Origin of the sequence: Paenibacillus hunanensis (genome assembly GCF_014645615.1) — a bacterium.
GTDB lineage: Bacteria > Bacillota > Bacilli > Paenibacillales > Paenibacillaceae > Saccharibacillus > Saccharibacillus hunanensis.
The window spans coordinates 760438-776935 of record NZ_BMMB01000001.1 but is presented as its reverse complement, the minus strand read 5'-3'; the positions used below and the strand labels follow the sequence as shown (position 1 = coordinate 776935).

11 protein-coding genes are annotated in these 16498 nt (G+C 48.1%); 1 reads left to right on the top strand and 10 read right to left on the bottom strand.

Features of this window, described 5'->3' with window-relative positions; all coding sequences use genetic code 11:
- Positions 1-173 precede the first annotated feature (173 nt).
- From IEX62_RS03225 to citZ, 4 genes are all read right to left on the bottom strand, one after another.
- A complete protein-coding gene (locus tag IEX62_RS03225) occupies positions 174-599 on the bottom strand; it encodes a hypothetical protein (RefSeq protein WP_188773944.1) in 426 nt (141 codons plus the stop codon).
- A 417-nt stretch (positions 600-1016) separates the two neighbouring features.
- Positions 1017-1961 carry a malate dehydrogenase gene (gene mdh, locus IEX62_RS03220; protein ID WP_188773943.1) on the bottom strand — a complete coding sequence of 315 codons (945 nt, stop codon included), beginning with the start codon at positions 1959-1961 and terminating at the stop codon, positions 1017-1019.
- An 11-nt stretch (positions 1962-1972) separates the two neighbouring features.
- Positions 1973-3268, bottom strand: coding sequence for an NADP-dependent isocitrate dehydrogenase (icd, locus tag IEX62_RS03215; RefSeq protein WP_188773942.1), 1296 nt, complete (start codon positions 3266-3268; stop codon positions 1973-1975).
- Positions 3269-3649: 381 nt separating this feature from the next.
- Positions 3650-4762: a citrate synthase gene (citZ, locus tag IEX62_RS03210; RefSeq protein WP_188773941.1), complete on the bottom strand. Its 1113-nt coding sequence runs from the start codon at positions 4760-4762 to the stop codon at positions 3650-3652.
- Between the two features lie 846 nt (positions 4763-5608).
- Here citZ and ytvI point away from each other — a divergent pair.
- Positions 5609-6724, top strand: coding sequence for a sporulation integral membrane protein YtvI (gene ytvI / locus IEX62_RS03205; RefSeq protein WP_188773940.1), 1116 nt, complete (start codon positions 5609-5611; stop codon positions 6722-6724).
- A gap of 346 nt (positions 6725-7070) precedes the next feature.
- Here ytvI and IEX62_RS03200 read toward each other — a convergent pair whose 3' ends face one another.
- The 6 genes from IEX62_RS03200 to IEX62_RS03175 all read right to left on the bottom strand — a co-directional run bounded on the left by IEX62_RS03200 (position 7071) and on the right by IEX62_RS03175 (position 16282).
- Complete coding sequence (locus tag IEX62_RS03200; RefSeq protein WP_188773939.1) at positions 7071-7463, bottom strand: FxsA family protein; 393 nt, start codon at positions 7461-7463, stop codon at positions 7071-7073.
- 16 nt (positions 7464-7479) lie between these two features.
- On the bottom strand, positions 7480-7998 hold the full coding sequence (locus IEX62_RS03195) for an acyl-CoA thioesterase (RefSeq protein ID WP_188773938.1): 519 nt from the start codon (positions 7996-7998) through the stop codon (positions 7480-7482).
- Positions 7999-8414: 416 nt separating this feature from the next.
- Positions 8415-9839, bottom strand: a complete 1425-nt coding sequence (gene pyk / locus IEX62_RS03190) for a pyruvate kinase (protein WP_188773937.1) — start codon at positions 9837-9839, stop codon at positions 8415-8417.
- Between the two features lie 250 nt (positions 9840-10089).
- The gene (locus IEX62_RS03185; RefSeq protein ID WP_188773936.1) at positions 10090-11196 is read right to left on the bottom strand and encodes an acetyl-CoA carboxylase carboxyltransferase subunit alpha; all 1107 of its coding nucleotides are present in this window, start codon (positions 11194-11196) and stop codon (positions 10090-10092) included.
- Positions 11197-12099: an acetyl-CoA carboxylase, carboxyltransferase subunit beta gene (gene accD, locus IEX62_RS03180; RefSeq protein ID WP_188773935.1), complete on the bottom strand. Its 903-nt coding sequence runs from the start codon at positions 12097-12099 to the stop codon at positions 11197-11199.
- Between the two features lie 421 nt (positions 12100-12520).
- Positions 12521-16282, bottom strand: coding sequence for a DNA polymerase III subunit alpha (locus IEX62_RS03175; protein WP_188773934.1), 3762 nt, complete (start codon positions 16280-16282; stop codon positions 12521-12523).
- Between the last annotated feature and the right edge of the window lie 216 nt (positions 16283-16498).

The window sequence follows — 16498 nt, the reverse complement described above, 5'->3', positions numbered from 1 at the left end:
CACATTCCTTATGTACAATAAAGCTTATTACGAAAAATAAAGCGTCATCGATTATGACTAAGATACTCGCCCTTTCATTCAAATAAAAATAAGCCGATCCGGCTCGATATCGAACAGGATCGGCTTGCTTGATTCGGCTTACACTATAGATCCAAGCCTGAAGCGGAATGGATTTAGATAATATGACGATACACCATGAAAAATGTCATCACGAGCAGACATACTGCCAGTCCCAGCGCAAGCCCGCGGATCTTGCCTGTGTAGACAGCGATATCTTGCTTTTGCTGGATGTTTGCCAGTGCGAGGCGAAGTGGCTTACCCATAATACCGCCCAGTGCAGCGATTGCGAGCAGCAGAACCACGACAATGACCATCCATGCAATCGAATATGTACCCTTTGTCATCAAATAACCGCCTGTGAGCAGCTGTACGATCAGTCCGAACTGAGCGATACGGTTTAGCACACGAATAATAGAGATCGCACCGGACTGCGATGATCCATCGAGAGCTGGCAGCTTAGCCGCAATAAACGGCAGCAAAATATAGAAGCCTGTCGATAAAGCGCCTAGAATGTGCAAAAACACGAGAAATCGTTCCAAAGCTTTTCTCTCCCATCAGATTGGATTATGATCTTACCTCTATCGCGTCGTTTCCAATCGGTCGGAAAATCAAGTTGAATACGGCTTCAACCTTGACCGATTAACGCTGGGCAAGATCCTTTGCAATCTTATTTTAACTAAACTATTGTCAAAAATATAGCTTGTTCCAAAATACTCCATAGATTTGATGATGTATTTTATGATGGCATTACATATAACACTGCACCAAAGAACGAGAAGAGTGACTCGGATGGAACTGCGGGAATCTTCCCGAAAAGCAAAAAGAGCCCTTAACCTTTACCGCAATCGCGGAAGGTTAAGGGCTCTCAGACTATCGAATCAACTGGATTGAGCGTCGTACACAGCTTTAACAAAGAATCGGCAATGGCAGCAACGACTGCCCTGTCTACAATTCTTTTAACGTGTCACGATCTGCAATACGCTGCGAACGGAGTCGGCTGATTTGTTAAGAGCAGATTGCTCGTCTTCAGTCAGCTCCAGCTCGAAAATGCGTTCGATTCCATCGCCACCTAGAATAACAGGAACGCCGAGGAACAGGCTATCATAGCCGTATTCGCCTTCGAGGAGGGCGATCACAGGTAGAATGCGCTTTTTGTCCTTCAGGATTGCTTCCGTCATCTGGGTTAATGCCGCAGCAGGCGCATAGTAGGCGCTGCCGTTACCGAGCAGATTGACGATCTCGCCGCCACCCACACGGGTGCGCTGTACGATCGCTTCTAATTGCTCGGGTGAAAGGAGTGTATCGATCGGAATACCGCCGACACTGGAGTAACGGATAAGCGGCACCATATCGTCGCCGTGACCGCCAAGCACAAAGCCACGTACATCCTCAACCGATACGTTGAGCGCTTCGGCGATAAAGGTACAGTAGCGTGCCGTATCCAGTACACCGGATTGTCCGATGACACGATTTTTCGGGAAACCGAGTGTTTCGTAAGCTACATAGGTCATGGCATCGACCGGATTACTCAAAATAATGACAATCGATTCTGGCGAGTGCTGCTTGACCTGTTCGCATACGGCACGGACAATCCCTGCATTCGTATTGACCAGATCATCGCGACTCATGCCCGGCTTGCGGGCAACACCTGCCGTAATGATGACGATATCCGAGCTTGCGGTATCCGCATAATCTGCTGTACCGCGAATCCGGCTGTCGAAGCCTTGAACCGGACTTGCTTCTAGCATATCAAGCGCTTTTCCCTTGGTTGGGTTTTCGAGCTGCGGAATATCTACCAGCACTACATCGCCAAGTTCCTTCTGGGCTATCATCAAAGCAGTGGTTGCACCGGTAAAACCGGCGCCCACGATCGTGATCTTTTTGCGCTTAATCGCTGTCATGAAGCATCCTCCTACATGTTTTCGATTACTTTATCGGCAAACTCGGAGCATTTCACTTCGGTTGCTCCATCCATCAGACGAGCAAAGTCATACGTTACGGTTTTGTTGTTGATCGACGTTTCCAGACCTTTGTAGATCAGGTCAGCCGCTTCCTGCCAGCCCAGATGCTCCAGCATCATAACGCCGGACAGAATAACAGAACCAGGGTTTACTACGTCTTTGTCCGCATACTTCGGTGCAGTACCGTGAGTTGCTTCGAAGATCGCGTGTCCTGTTACATAGTTGATGTTTGCGCCCGGTGCGATACCGATACCGCCAACCTGTGCAGCCAGTGCATCAGACAGATAGTCACCGTTCAGGTTCAGCGTTGCGATTACATCAAACTCGGATGGACGAGTCAGTACTTGTTGCAGCGCGATATCAGCAATCGCATCTTTTACGATGATTTTGCCAGCATCTTCAGCTGCTTTTTGTGCAGCATTTGCTGCATCTGTGCCTTGCTCGTCTTTGATTTTATCGTATTGCGCCCATGTGAATACTTTGTCGCCGAATTCAGCTTCAGCCACTTCGTAGCCCCAGTTTTTGAACGCACCTTCTGTAAATTTCATGATATTGCCTTTGTGTACGAGTGTAACGCTCTTGCGGCTGTGATCGATTGCGTATTGTACCGCTGCACGAACCAGACGCTTGGAGCCTTCCTCGGATACAGGCTTAATACCGATACCGGATGTTTCTGGGAAACGAATTTTGTTAACGCCCATTTCGTTTTTCAGGAATTCCAGTACTTTTTTCACTTCTTCTGTACCTTCTTGATACTCGATACCTGCATAGATGTCCTCTGTGTTTTCACGGAAAATAACCATGTCAACCAGCTCAGGACGTTTTACAGGGGAAGGAACACCGTCAAAGTAACGTACTGGACGCAGGCACACGTACAGATCCAGCTCTTGACGCAGGGCAACGTTCAGGGAACGGATACCGCCACCGATTGGTGTAGTCAGAGGGCCTTTGATCGCCACGATGTACTCACGGATCGCTTCCAGCGTATCAGCTGGCAGCCATTCACCGTATGTATTAAATGCTTTCTCACCGGCGAATACTTCGTACCATGCAATCTTTTTGGAGCCGCCGTAAGCTTTGTCTACAGCTGCATCCAGAACGCGAACGGAAGCTTTCCAAATATCGCGACCTGTTCCGTCACCCTCGATGTAAGGGATGATCGGGTTGTTAGGCACCTGAAGTGTTCCATTGTTAATGGTGATTTGCTCACCAGCAGTTGGCAATTCGTACTTTTCAAAGTTCGGCATGATTGAAGTTCCTCCTCAGATTCATTCTATAATCGATCGTGTCCCGTTAGCTTTTCAAAGCCACAGCATCGCCGGGAAAAACAACCCGTTTATGTTTGATAGCACATACGTATGAACTCTATTCACCACAAGGCTGACGTTCATTGAACCTACAGACTCTGCTCGATCGTTAAGCACACATGCGCACGCGAAGCCGTTACGCTTGGATGGTCTCCAGCGTTCCGGCTCCATGTAGGCTGCTTGCTCTTCACGATATGGTGTGAACAACATCACTGACATGCGCTTCAGACAACGGTTGTATTTATTTTAGCAGACACTGGAAGTTATTGAAAAGCGGGATTTGTATACTGTGTAATACATCGCCTCAAAAGACACGCTAAATTAGCGTGCTTCTACCGGGCTGTACTGTTGCTCTGTTGGACCAACATACTCAGCACGCGGGCGGATAATGCGGTTATTTTCATACTGCTCCAGAATGTGAGCCGACCATCCGGATACACGGCTAATCGCAAAAATCGGCGTAAACAGGTTACGCGGAATGCCCAGCATCGTGTACATGGAAGCCGAGTAGAAATCGACATTCGGTTTGAGACCTTTACGCTCGGTGATGATCTCCTCGATACGAACGCTCATATCATACAGCGTCAGATCGTTGTTCAGCTCACCCAGCTCACGGGACATCTGTTGCAGATGCTTGGCACGTGGATCGCCGTTTTTGTAGACACGGTGACCGAAGCCCATGATCTTTTCCTTGTTATCCAGCTTGGATTGGATATAGCTCTCCAGATTGTCTGGGGAACCGATCTCTTCCAGCATTTTCATTACCGCCTCATTCGCGCCACCATGCAGTGGGCCTTTGAGTGCGCCAATCGCAGACGTTACGCCAGAATAAATATCCGACAGCGTAGCTACGGTTACGCGCGCAGCAAATGTAGAGGCATTCAGCTCATGGTCAGCATGCAGCACAAGTGCCTGATCCAGTGCTTTGATCGCAACTTGATCCGGTTCTTTGCCAGTCAGCATATAGAGGAAATTATGTGCAATCGATACACCTTGAAGCGGTGCAACAGGCTCCTGTCCCTCGGAAATGCGTCCCAGTACAGCAACGATCGCTGGCAGCTGTGCTTGCAGCTTGATCGCCTTTTGCTGATTCGCTTCCAGGCTCATGTCGTCGGCATCCTCATCATACAATGCCAGTGCAGACACCGCACTACGCAGAGCAGCCATACGGTTCATATTTTTAGGATACAGTTTGATTTGTTCGATAAGTGCATCCGGCAATACTGCATATTTATCCAGATCCTTTTGTAACTGGTCAAGCTCGTTCTGATTTGGCAGCTTACCAAACCAGAGCAAATACGCGACTTCCTCAAAGCTAGCGTTCACAGCCAGGTCATCAATATTGTACCCACGGTACGTTAAAACTCCATCAACAATGGAGCTAATGGATGAGCTTGCAGCGACAACGCCTTCCAAACCTTTGGTAGCTGTCATATTCTTCTCTCCTTTGCAGAACGATTCTTGAAGTTTGTCCAATTTGTAAATGAAAACCGTTACATTTTTAAAAATGTAAAAAATGAAGATTACTGTATGCAGGAATCGGGGTAAATTGTCATCGCCGGACCTTACACCTGCCACTAACCTTCCAAGAACCTTATATCATCATACTTTATTTTGACGGACTTGTGAACAAAAGTAGATATTGTTAGTATATCAAATTGTTTTATCACGAGGATAACTTTTTTTTGTAAACCTTTGCATACCTAATAGATTACTGTGAAATTTACCATTTTATCAACGTTTTTTCCTTTATTCTGGAAGTTAAAAAGCGAGCCTTGTGAGCGTTAAAGGATCATCGGCTCGCTTGGAAATAGACGATTAGTGACGGTGTAGACAGCATTATTGGTTACGGGATATATCGTCTGCACAGGGTATGCGCAGTTAAAACTTATATCCATCAACAGTTCAGTTTTCGTTTATATATTCATTATAAAGAATAAATATTCAAATCATTCATTATAGTGCATCGCGTTGGATTATAATTCGCTAGCCTGTATACATTTTGCTTCAATCACGAATAGCAAACTCATTTTCATATTTTAATTACATATACATACCTCACAATTCTTCTCCATATCGGTTTACTGTCACACCCACGAATGTATATTATCAGAATCGGAGCAAAATAATGAATATCGCTTGCTAGCTGAATTCGTTTCAAAGGTCTGCTTGCTCGTTTAACTCTTACTATGAACGGTATTACATAATATTGCTGGCATGGCGAGTAGATCGAATTTTGCTGTCTGGCACTATAGATCGATCGAAAGGAGTACAAACTACTTGAATCCTATTATCCGTGGACGGATTTTGCGGGGAGTCTGGGTGCTGATCATCATTGTTTTGACAATTATCGGCGTACGCTATCTGTTTCCCTTACTTTATCCACTATTACTGGCGTGGCTATTCGCTTATTCGATGAACCCACTGGTACGTTTACTGCAAAAGCGGCTCCGCTTTCCGCGCTGGCTTGCTGTATCCCTTTCGTTGCTGCTATATTTTGGCGGTCTGATCACGATTCTATCGCTGCTGATTACACGACTGGTGCAGGAAACGATCTCTTTAATGGACTCGTTTAACGATCATATTGATAGCTGGCGTGACATGTTTGTCGGCTGGACGAAAAATGATCGTATTCAGTCGATCATTGATCAGATCAACGGCTTTTTACAGCAGGGACAAGCGCAGGGCGCCTTGAATGACAATTTGACACAGACCACGCAAAGTTTAACCGGCATGGTTAGCGGAATCGTCACAAGCATTTTGAATTATGTGCTTGATTTCCTGACGGCGCTACCTAACTTTGCCTGGATTATCGTAGTCGTTGTGCTGTCAGCTTTCTTCATTAGTAATAGCTGGGAGCGGCATACTCGTATCGTATCCGGCTGGTTCCCTGCTACTGTGCGGCAGCCTGCAACCGCGATCTGGAACGATCTGCAAAAGGCTCTATTCGGCTATATTAAGGCACAGGTCATTTTGATTTCGATTACAGGCTTGATCGTGATCGTAGGCTTATTTATTTTGCAGGTGCCTTCTGCGCTGATTATCGGTCTGCTCATCGGGCTGGTCGATCTGCTGCCCTATCTCGGCGTTGGGATTGTGATGGTGCCGTGGGCCATCTATAGCTTTATGAGCGACAATGTAGGACTCGGTATCGGTCTGGGTGTACTGTATGTGATTGTATTGATCGTACGCCAGATGATGGAGCCGAAAATCCTTGCCAGCAATGTCGGGCTTGATCCACTAGCAACACTTATCAGTATGTTCGTCGGCTTGAAGCTATTCGGCGCACTCGGTCTGATTATCGGGCCTGTTACACTCGTACTGGTAGCCGCGCTTAATCGTGCCAATGTATTTCGCGATCTGCGGAATTATATTGTAAATGGGAAGGTTCGCTGAGGAATACCTATGGAATCGTACTTTCTGAAAAGATATGACTTCACTTATCTAGCGTATGTACGCAATCTGTCTTGCTGAGGTTTTACTAAGAGAAGATACCCTTTCATAAAGATTAAGGGGATCGACTTCGCTCTGTACGGCTTACATTCATGCAACTTACATTTATGCAAATTTGCGTATACGCTTCATCAACGTATTTTATGAATACCTGCACAAATAAAGCCTTTCACCGTCTGGCAAGTGGACTGCTCCACTTCGATGACGATGAAAGGCTTCTATTTTGATCACCATGAATAAGGTGGTCATTATCAAATTCAAAAGTTCGCATAAGCACTATCGCTTATGTTTATGGACGATAAATCGTAATCGAGCCATTTTTCATACGCTTTTCAATCCATTTGAGCAGCAAATTGCGATAAAGTGGTCGGGTGAGTGGAAATACAAGCGTGAAGCCTACTACATCCAATACAAAACCAGGCAGGACGAGCATAATACCACCGATAAACACACATAATCCATCGAGCATTTTACGTCCTGGTGGCTGATTCGCTTCAATTAGAGCACGTGTATCTTCAAGCACCTTGCGACCTTCAAAGCGCATCATCACTACGCCAATCAACGATGTCACAATAAGCAGAAATAGCGTATTCCAGCCGCCGATCCAATCAATCATTTGTAGGAAAACGTACCACTCCAGTAGCGGTATAATAATAATGCATGCAGCAATCCACTTTTTCAAACGATAGCTCTCCTCTCTAGTCCTGCAAGGACCGTACAAGTGCATCATACAGCGATGGCAACACTTTATCAAGCCGGATCGGAGCGAACTCACGATTCACCCATACATGCCGTGTTGAACCACTCGTAAGCGGCTCGCCGGGCAGCTTATCGTCTGCTGTAAATATCGGTCTTGTCCCCGCTGCCGATGCATCGCCTACTGACAGATCATCATCCGCGAGTAGATGGATACGATACTCGTAGTCAATCCGAAGACGCGAGAAATTTACAATACGTGTATATACGGCTACTCGGTCATCATATCTGGCTGGACGACCATACGCCAGGGAAGCATCGATTAGCGGCAGCAGCACGCCTGCCTGCTCCATATCGCGATAACGGAAGCCCAGATCACGAATCATCTCCGTACGTCCCAATTCAAACCAGTTCAAATAGTTGGTATGATACACGACACCCATCGGGTCATTCTCCTGATAACGAACACGAAAAGCAATCCCATGCCAGTTACTAGGCAGATTCAATTGTTGCTTACTCATACTTCACTCTCCCAATCATCATTGCAGTCTGTTCAAGGCTATAGGTAGACGAACGTATAGCCGCTTTTTCATTGGATGACGTGTGAGGAGGTCGCTCACACTTTGAAGAATGGATATTTTGCTTTGCAAAAATCCTTTTTTTATTTCACCCCGTGTGAGGAGGTCGCTCACACTGTAGTATGGATATTTTGCTTTGCAAAAATCCTTTTTTCATTTGACCGCGTGTGAGGAGGTCGCTCACACTGTAGTATGGATATTTTGCTTCGCAAAAATCCTTTTTTCATTTCACCCCGTGTGAGGAGGCCGCTCACACTGATGTGTACGTATTAGCATACTTTTCGTTTCTAAAATCAGCAAAAAAAGCAATGGACAATGCCACTGCTTTTTTGCTTATGCTATACAGCACAGGTCTTCGATTAGTTCGAGGACATTTGTGCTACTTTGATCAGGTTTGTGGAACCGGATTTACCCAGTGGGATACCAGCTGTGATTACAACCAGATCGCCATCTTTGAGCAGACCGGAATCTTTACCACCTTGCAGAGCAACGTTGAACAGCTCGTCTGTGGAGTGAGCCTGTGAACCTTTAACCGGATGCACGCCCCAAGCCAGAGACAGACGACGCATCGTTTGCTCGTTCGTTGTTACCGCGATGATTGGTGCCTGTGGACGATATTTCGCTACCACGCGAGCCGTGTGACCGGACTCTGTAGAGGAAATGATCGCTGTTGCATTCAGATCCATTGCGCAGCTTGCTACGGATTGGCTGATTGCTTCCGTTACTGTTGTTTGCTGTGCATGGCTTTGCTTCAGGAAGATCTCACGATAGTTCAGTGCAGATTCCGCTTTTTCAGCGATACGGGACATTGTCAGTACGGATTCTACTGGGTATTTACCCGCAGCTGTTTCGCCGGACAGCATGATTGCATCTGTACCGTCGAAGATTGCATTCGCTACGTCACTTGCTTCCGCACGAGTCGGACGCGGGTTACGTTGCATGGAATCCAGCATTTGTGTAGCCGTGATTACCGGTTTGCCGGCACGGTTACATTTTTCGATCATTTGTTTTTGTACCAGTGGTACTTGCTCAGCTGGGATTTCTACGCCGAGGTCACCACGAGCTACCATCAGACCGTCAGACACTTCCAGAATTTCTTCCAGGTTGTCTACACCTTGCTGGTTCTCGATTTTGGAGATGATTTGAACGTGCTTAGCACCTTTTTGCTCCAGCAACTCGCGAATTTCCAGTACGTCGCTTGCTTTACGCACGAAGGAGGCAGCGATGAAGTCAACACCCTGCTCAATACCGAAAATAATGTCATTCGCATCTTTTTCTGTGATGCCTGGCAGGGAGATGTTTACGCCCGGTACGTTTACACCTTTACGGCCTTTGATTTGACCACCGTTTACGATACGGCACTTGATCTCTGTACCTTGTACCTGTACAACGCTCAGTCCGATCAGACCGTCGTCGATCAGAATTGTGGAGCCTACTTCAACGTCGCTTGGCAGATCCTGATAGGATACAGTCAGACGATGCTGGTCGCCCAGAATCTCTTCGGTAGTCAGCGTGATGTACTCATCTTGTACCAGATCGATAGGCTCTTCTTTCAGCTTGCCGATACGGATCTCAGGACCCTTTGTATCCAGCAGAATCGCTACAGTTTTGCCCAGCTCCTGGGTTGCCTGCTTAATGTTTTTGATACGGTTGCCGTGCTCTTCGAAATCACCGTGAGAGAAGTTCAGACGGGCTACGTTCATACCTGCCATGATCAGCTTCTTTGTGTTCTCCAGGGACTCACTTGCAGGTCCAATCGTACATACAATCTTCGTTTTGCGCATAATTGATTTCCTCCGTTTTCAAGGCTCTCTATTGTGTGTTTTCCAACATAACCTGTCGCCTCACAGCAAACAGGCCCCAACAATTAAATTTACTACAAATTCGCGCTTTTGTATACAGGAGATGGACAATATTTATCCCGCCACCCTGTCGCCATCCATATCCTCCCAAACGCACCAATACCGCCCATGACCTTCCCTGCCGGGAGGCATGGACGGCATCGATGATTACACGCTGTGACGATGGGAGCACTTAGTGAGGCAGTGCATCCGTCGAATCACTGTTATGGAAAGCGTTCGTAACCGAAGACAGATGCTCACTGTCTTCATCGGCGACTGCTACTTGCTCTGTCGCCTCCGTGCCTTGTTCCTGTTGATCGGGTGTTCCGAAGCTGGTCGAAATCTGCTTTTCTACAAATTCGCCAATTTTGCGGAATTTGTTATAACGATCCAATACAAGCGCTTCTGCATCCATCCCAGCAAGCTCTTGTAAATGGTGAAGCAGTTCCTGCTTGATCGCAGCAGCTGTTTCCTCATAATCCTTGTGCGCTCCGCCTTGTGGCTCTGGCACGATGCCTTCGATGATTTCCATTCCCAGCAGATCCTCTGCTGTGATCTTCATCGCTTCGGCTGCTTGATCTGCCTTGGACGCATCCTTCCACAGAATGGAGGCTGCACCATTAGGCGAAATAGCAGAATAGATCGCATGCTCCAGCATTAGTACCCGATTACCGACAGCAATCGCCAGCGCGCCGCCACTACCGCCTTCACCGATAACTACACACACTACTGGCACACGAAGCTTCGCCATCTCCCACAGACTGCGAGCGATCGCTTCAGACTGACCGCGCTCCTCTGCTGTATTACCCGGATACGCACCTTTGGTATCAATAAATGTCACAATCGGACGTCCAAATTTCTCGGCTTGCTTCATCAGACGGATCGATTTGCGGAATCCCTCCGGGTGCGGACTACCGAAGAAACGGGCAATATTATCCTTTGTATCTTTACCACGCTGGTGACCGATAATCGTTACCGGCTTGCCTTCCAGACGTGCGAGACCTCCCACGATTGCCAGATCGTCACCGAACATGCGGTCGCCATGCAGCTCGATAAAGTCGGTGAAGATCAGCGGGATCAGATCAAGCGTTGTTGGACGCTGCTGATTACGCGCCAGATGCATTTTCTGCGCGGCACTGATATTCGTATAAATTTCACCTTCCATCTGGCGATAACGCTCTTCCAGACGGTTAATTTCGTCGGTAAAATCAATTTCCTTATCCTGGCTAAACTGCTTCAGCTCGTCGATTTTTTTGCGCAATTCAACGAGAGGCATTTCAAAAGGCATCTCTCCTGCCACTTAAAATCCCCCTTTTCCCGTATGATAGTCCAGCAGATCGCCCAGCATGGACTTCATATCCTTACGATGTGTGACCATATCCAGCTGTCCGTGCTCCAGGTTGAACTCGGCAGTCTGGAAGTTATCCGGCAGCTTTTGACGGATCGTCTGTTCAATAACGATGCGTCCAGCAAAGCCAAACAGTGCGCCCGGCTCAGCGATAATAATATCGCCCAGCATCGCAAAGCTGGCGGATACGCCACCCATCGTTGGATCGGTAATGACGGATATGTACAGTCCGCCGTTCTCCTGATAGCGTGCAAGCGCTGCGCTTGTCTTCGCCATTTGCATCAGACTGATGATGCTTTCCTGCATCCGTGCTCCGCCAGAAGTGGAGAACATGATTAGTGGCAAGCCACGCTCGTCAGCTGCTTCGATAGCACGGGTAATTTTTTCCCCAACAACCGAGCCCATACTACCGCTGAAAAAGTCAAAGCTCATTACAGCAAGCATAACCGGATGACCATCAATCTCGCCTTGACCGGTAATTACCGCGTCACGTAGACCCGAGTTCATCTTTTGCTGCTCCAGCTTTTGCGCGTAGCCTGGGAAGTTCAGCGGATCGATCGATTCCAATCCTGCATCCATCTCGGTGAATTTACCCTCGTCCACAGTCATAACGATGCGTTCGATCGCATTTAGACGCATATGGTAGCCACAATTGCTGCATACCTTAAGGTTCTTTTCGAGCTCTTTACTGTAATGAATCGTGCCACATTTGCTGCACTTGTTCATCAGGCCTTCGGGAATTTCACGTTTTGGGCGTTCCTGTGGCTGCTCATCATCTGATGCGGGCTCATTGCTCCAACGTTGTGAAGGAATGGTCGCATATTTTTTTTTCTTTTGGAATAAATCTCTAAACACAACTACACCTCTTCAGACGTATACTTATTCCCCGGTTTATCAATGTGCGTTTGCTGCATGATTAGCGTGTAATTCTGCTAGCGCGCTGTGCCCTAAGGCGCGTATGCGCTACCAGATCAATAACGTGTATAACCGGACTTCATCCGGACCTGTCTGCTGGCAGATCATCAGGGATGTGAAAACCGGACGTGGTAAGCCCACATAATGGGATAATGATACCATACCACACTTTTTTACCGCAACAAAGAGACAACACAATAAATCGATCCACCTGTATCGTCTATCAGATGGATCGATTCCAAAGGGAATGGATGAAAAAACGAGTTTAACGCAGATCAAACCAATCGTAAAATCCATGCTTGCTACTTCATTAAAGCCGTCCAGCAATGGCTTGCCAGCATCCAGCGATGAACTTTACGCGTTACTTCACACGCACCGTGCCTTCGCCCAGCATCTGCTCAATGGCGCTAAATAATGCTGGTGACGGCTTGATACGATAGCTTCCGCTAAGATCAAGCAGCTTCTGCCCCTCTTCATAAAAGAGCATCGTACCGAGCTGACCCGGATGATCCGCTAACAGCTGTTTGAGCTGCTCTAGCTGTCCTGCCTGCTGAGCTTCGCGTGTAATTTTGATATATACGTGCTGCTTAGGCGTACGCTCTTGCGCTGGAGCAGATTCGGTCTTCACGTTAGCCTCTGTATCACTCGAAGCCGTTCGGGTCACATTGACAGTCGAGGTCGACGACTTGGTATGCGAGGTTCGCGTGCTTGTCGCTGTTGTCGATGCCCCTGTACCCGTAGCACGACTTGCAGATGCAGCTTCACTGCGCTCCGGCTTCTTGCTTCGTGTGGCTTGCGCCCGCTGCTTGACCTTGTCTGCCATCTCGGCTGCTGCGGATGGAGTCAATGAGACAACCTCCTCTGCCAGCAGCTTGAAGCTCTCGTCGTCCTGCTGCAAGCGTCCGCGTACAATCAGCAGTACGCCCTTATCGACCAGCTCACGACATTTACGCCAGATTTCAGGGAACATGACCACTTCACATTTCTCAATCTGGTCTTCCATCTCCATAAATGCCATCGACTTGCCCTGCTTGGTCGTAATTGCCTTGAGTGAAACAACCATACCCGCAACCGCCACAATTGAATCATCTGCCGCTTCATGTAGATTCATCAATCGTGATAAACCGGATTGCTCGATGGCATCTTCGTAGTCATCCAGTGGGTGACCAGATAGATATAACCCTAGCAGCTCGCGTTCAAATTCCAGCTGCTCTCCTGCTGTAAATGGAGGCACATCCGGGTAGGATACCTCCCAGTTCGGCTTCTCGCCCAGATCAAAATCGAACATCTCGATCTGTAGCTCCTCGCGCTCCTTGCGCCATTTTGCCGCTTCCTTTATCGTTTCGTCCAGCATTTGTAGCAGCTGTGCACGATGTCCAGGCAAGCTATCAAAGGCGCCTGCTTGAATAAGCGATTCGATTACGCGCTTATTGCATGCTTTGGGATCAACGCGTCGGCAAAAGTCCACCAGACTATCAAATGGTCGCTCCTGACGCTCCTTGATAATGCTGTTAATCGCCTGTGTACCGACATTTTTGACTGCTCCCAGACCGAAGCGGATATGCCCGCCTCCCTGATATAAACGCAGCTCCGGCTGATCATCCGTTGCTGTTGCTCCATCATTCTGATCGGCAATAGAGGTAGAAGAATCGGTAGACGACTCCTCCAGCACGGGCGTAAAGTTCACACCGCTCAAATGAATATCCGGCGGCAACACCTCTACTCCGATACGCTGACACTCCAGCACGTATTCAGCTACTTTACGATGTGTGCCCATTACCGCAGTCAACATGGACGCGATAAACTGCACTGGATAATGCGCCTTCAGATAAGCAGTCTGGAATGCAAGTACACCATAAGCCGTCGCATGCGCACGTGGGAAGCCATAATCGGCAAAGCGAACGATCATATCATAAACTGTATTCGCATCCTTCTCTGTATAGCCCAGCTTGAGGCTACCCCGAACAAAGTGTTCCCGCTCCTGGTCAAGCACTTCGCGCTTCTTCTTGGAGACAGCACGACGCAACAGATCAGCTTCACCGAGCGAGAAGCCTGCCATCAGTGAGGCAATCTGCATAATCTGCTCCTGATACACGATAATACCGTACGTATCCTCCAAAATCGGCTTCAAATCTGGATGCGGATATTCCACTGTAATCCGTCCATGCTTGCCATCAATATAACGCGGGATAAAGTCCATTGGACCCGGACGATACAAGGCATTTACAGATACGATATCTTCAAACTCACTCGGCTTGAGATCGCGTAGCACACGACGAATCCCAGCAGACTCAAGCTGGAATACCCCCATCGTATCGCCCTGACTGAGCATATAATACGTCAGCTTATCCTCAACAGAAATATGGTTAAAATCAATCGTTTCCCCCGTCTGCTCCTGGATCCATTGCAGACAGCGTTCAATAATCGATAAGGTACGCAGACCGAGGAAGTCCATCTTCAGCATACCGATCGCTTCCAGATTTTCCATCGCATACTGCGTTAATACCGCATGCTCGCTGCCTTCCTGTAGAGGCACTACATCGGTCAGCGGGCCGCTGGAAATAACGACACCTGCCGCGTGGGTAGACGCATGCCGTGGCATGCCCTCCACCTTAATCGCCGTATCAATCAGCTCGCGCACAGCCGCAGACTTTTCATAGCGCTCGCGCAGCTCTGGCACCTGCTCCAGCGCGCGCTGAATCGTTACACCAATCTGAGCAGGAATGAGCTTGGCAGCGCGGTCGGTATCCGCATAAGGCACCGCTAATGCTCGTCCCACATCACGTACAGCTGCTCGCGCTGCCAGCGTACCAAAGGTAATAATCTGAGCGACGCGATCACGTCCATATTTGGAAACGACATAATCGATCATCTCATCCCGGCGCAGATCGCTAAAGTCGATATCGATATCAGGCATCGATACCCGCTCTGGATTCAGAAAACGCTCAAATAGCAGCTTATAGCGAATTGGATCGACATTGGTAATGCCAAGCACATACGCAACCAGACTGCCTGCGGACGAACCCCGCCCTGGCCCGGTGGCAATACCTGCTCGATGCGCAAAGCTCATAAAATCCCAAACGATCAGGAAATAATCAGCAAAGCCCATGCTACCAATTACCGATAGCTCATATGCAAGTCGTTCCTCCAGCTTGCTCCGTTCGTTTGTATCGTTCCACAGCTCGCCATCCGCGTAACGACGCTCCAAGCCTTCATGGCAGAGCTGCTCCAGATAACGCTCTGCACTCCAATCATCTGGTAACGGATGATACGAAGGCAGCAGCGGTTGACCGAGCGGAATGGTAAGCTCACATTTCTCGGCAATGCGTTCGGTATTCGTAATCGCTTCTGGCACATGACGGAACAGTGTTGCCATCTGCTCGCCATCTTTTAAATACAATTGATTGGTTGGAATCCGCAGACGGCTCTCATCATCGACCGTTTTTCCCGTCCCGATACAGATCAGCACATCCTGCGTTTTTGCATCATCCTCAGTCAGATAATGCACATCATTCGTAGCTACAAGCGGAATATTCAGCTCACGCGCCAGCGCGATCAGTTGAGGTGTAACCTTCTTCTGCTCTGCCAGCCCATGATCCTGAAGCTCGATATAAAAGTCCTCACCGAAAATATCCAAGTACCGCTGTGCCGCCTGCTTGGCTAGCTCTGGCTCTCCATGCAGCAAATGCTGTGGAATCTCGCCGCCAAGACAGGCACTCAGGCAAATAATACCCTCGTGATACTGACGCAATGCTTCCCCGTCAATCCGAGGCTTATAATGAAAGCCCTCCAGATGCCCGATCGAACACAGCTTCATCAGGTTCCGGTAACCTGTTTCATTTTTGGCAAGCAGCAATAGATGATGGATCGGCTGATCCTTGCGTGCTGCCTTTTCTCGCCGTGAACCGGCAGTATAATACGCCTCACAGCCAATAATCGGCTTAATACCGTGCTGAAGGCAGGCTTTATAAAAAGGGATGGCTCCATACATGACACCGTGATCAGTCAATGCGAGCGAGGTCATACCTGACGCTGCTGCACGACTAACCAGATCATGAATACGCGCAGCCCCGTCGAGCAGACTGTATTCACTATGCACATGCAAATGGACGAATGGGGTCATACGCTTCCCTGCTTTCTATTTATAAAATGGTAGAGCTATCATTGTTCGCCTAACTACAGCGATAGCAGGCATTTCAGCCCATACCTCGCTATTATATTTTATCACATCCGGACAACGGAACAGTATGTGATTACAGATTTATTCGCCAACCTCGACAAATGTTGACATAAATAGCTAAACTTCATCCAATATTTGCCGATAAATAGCTCATTACAT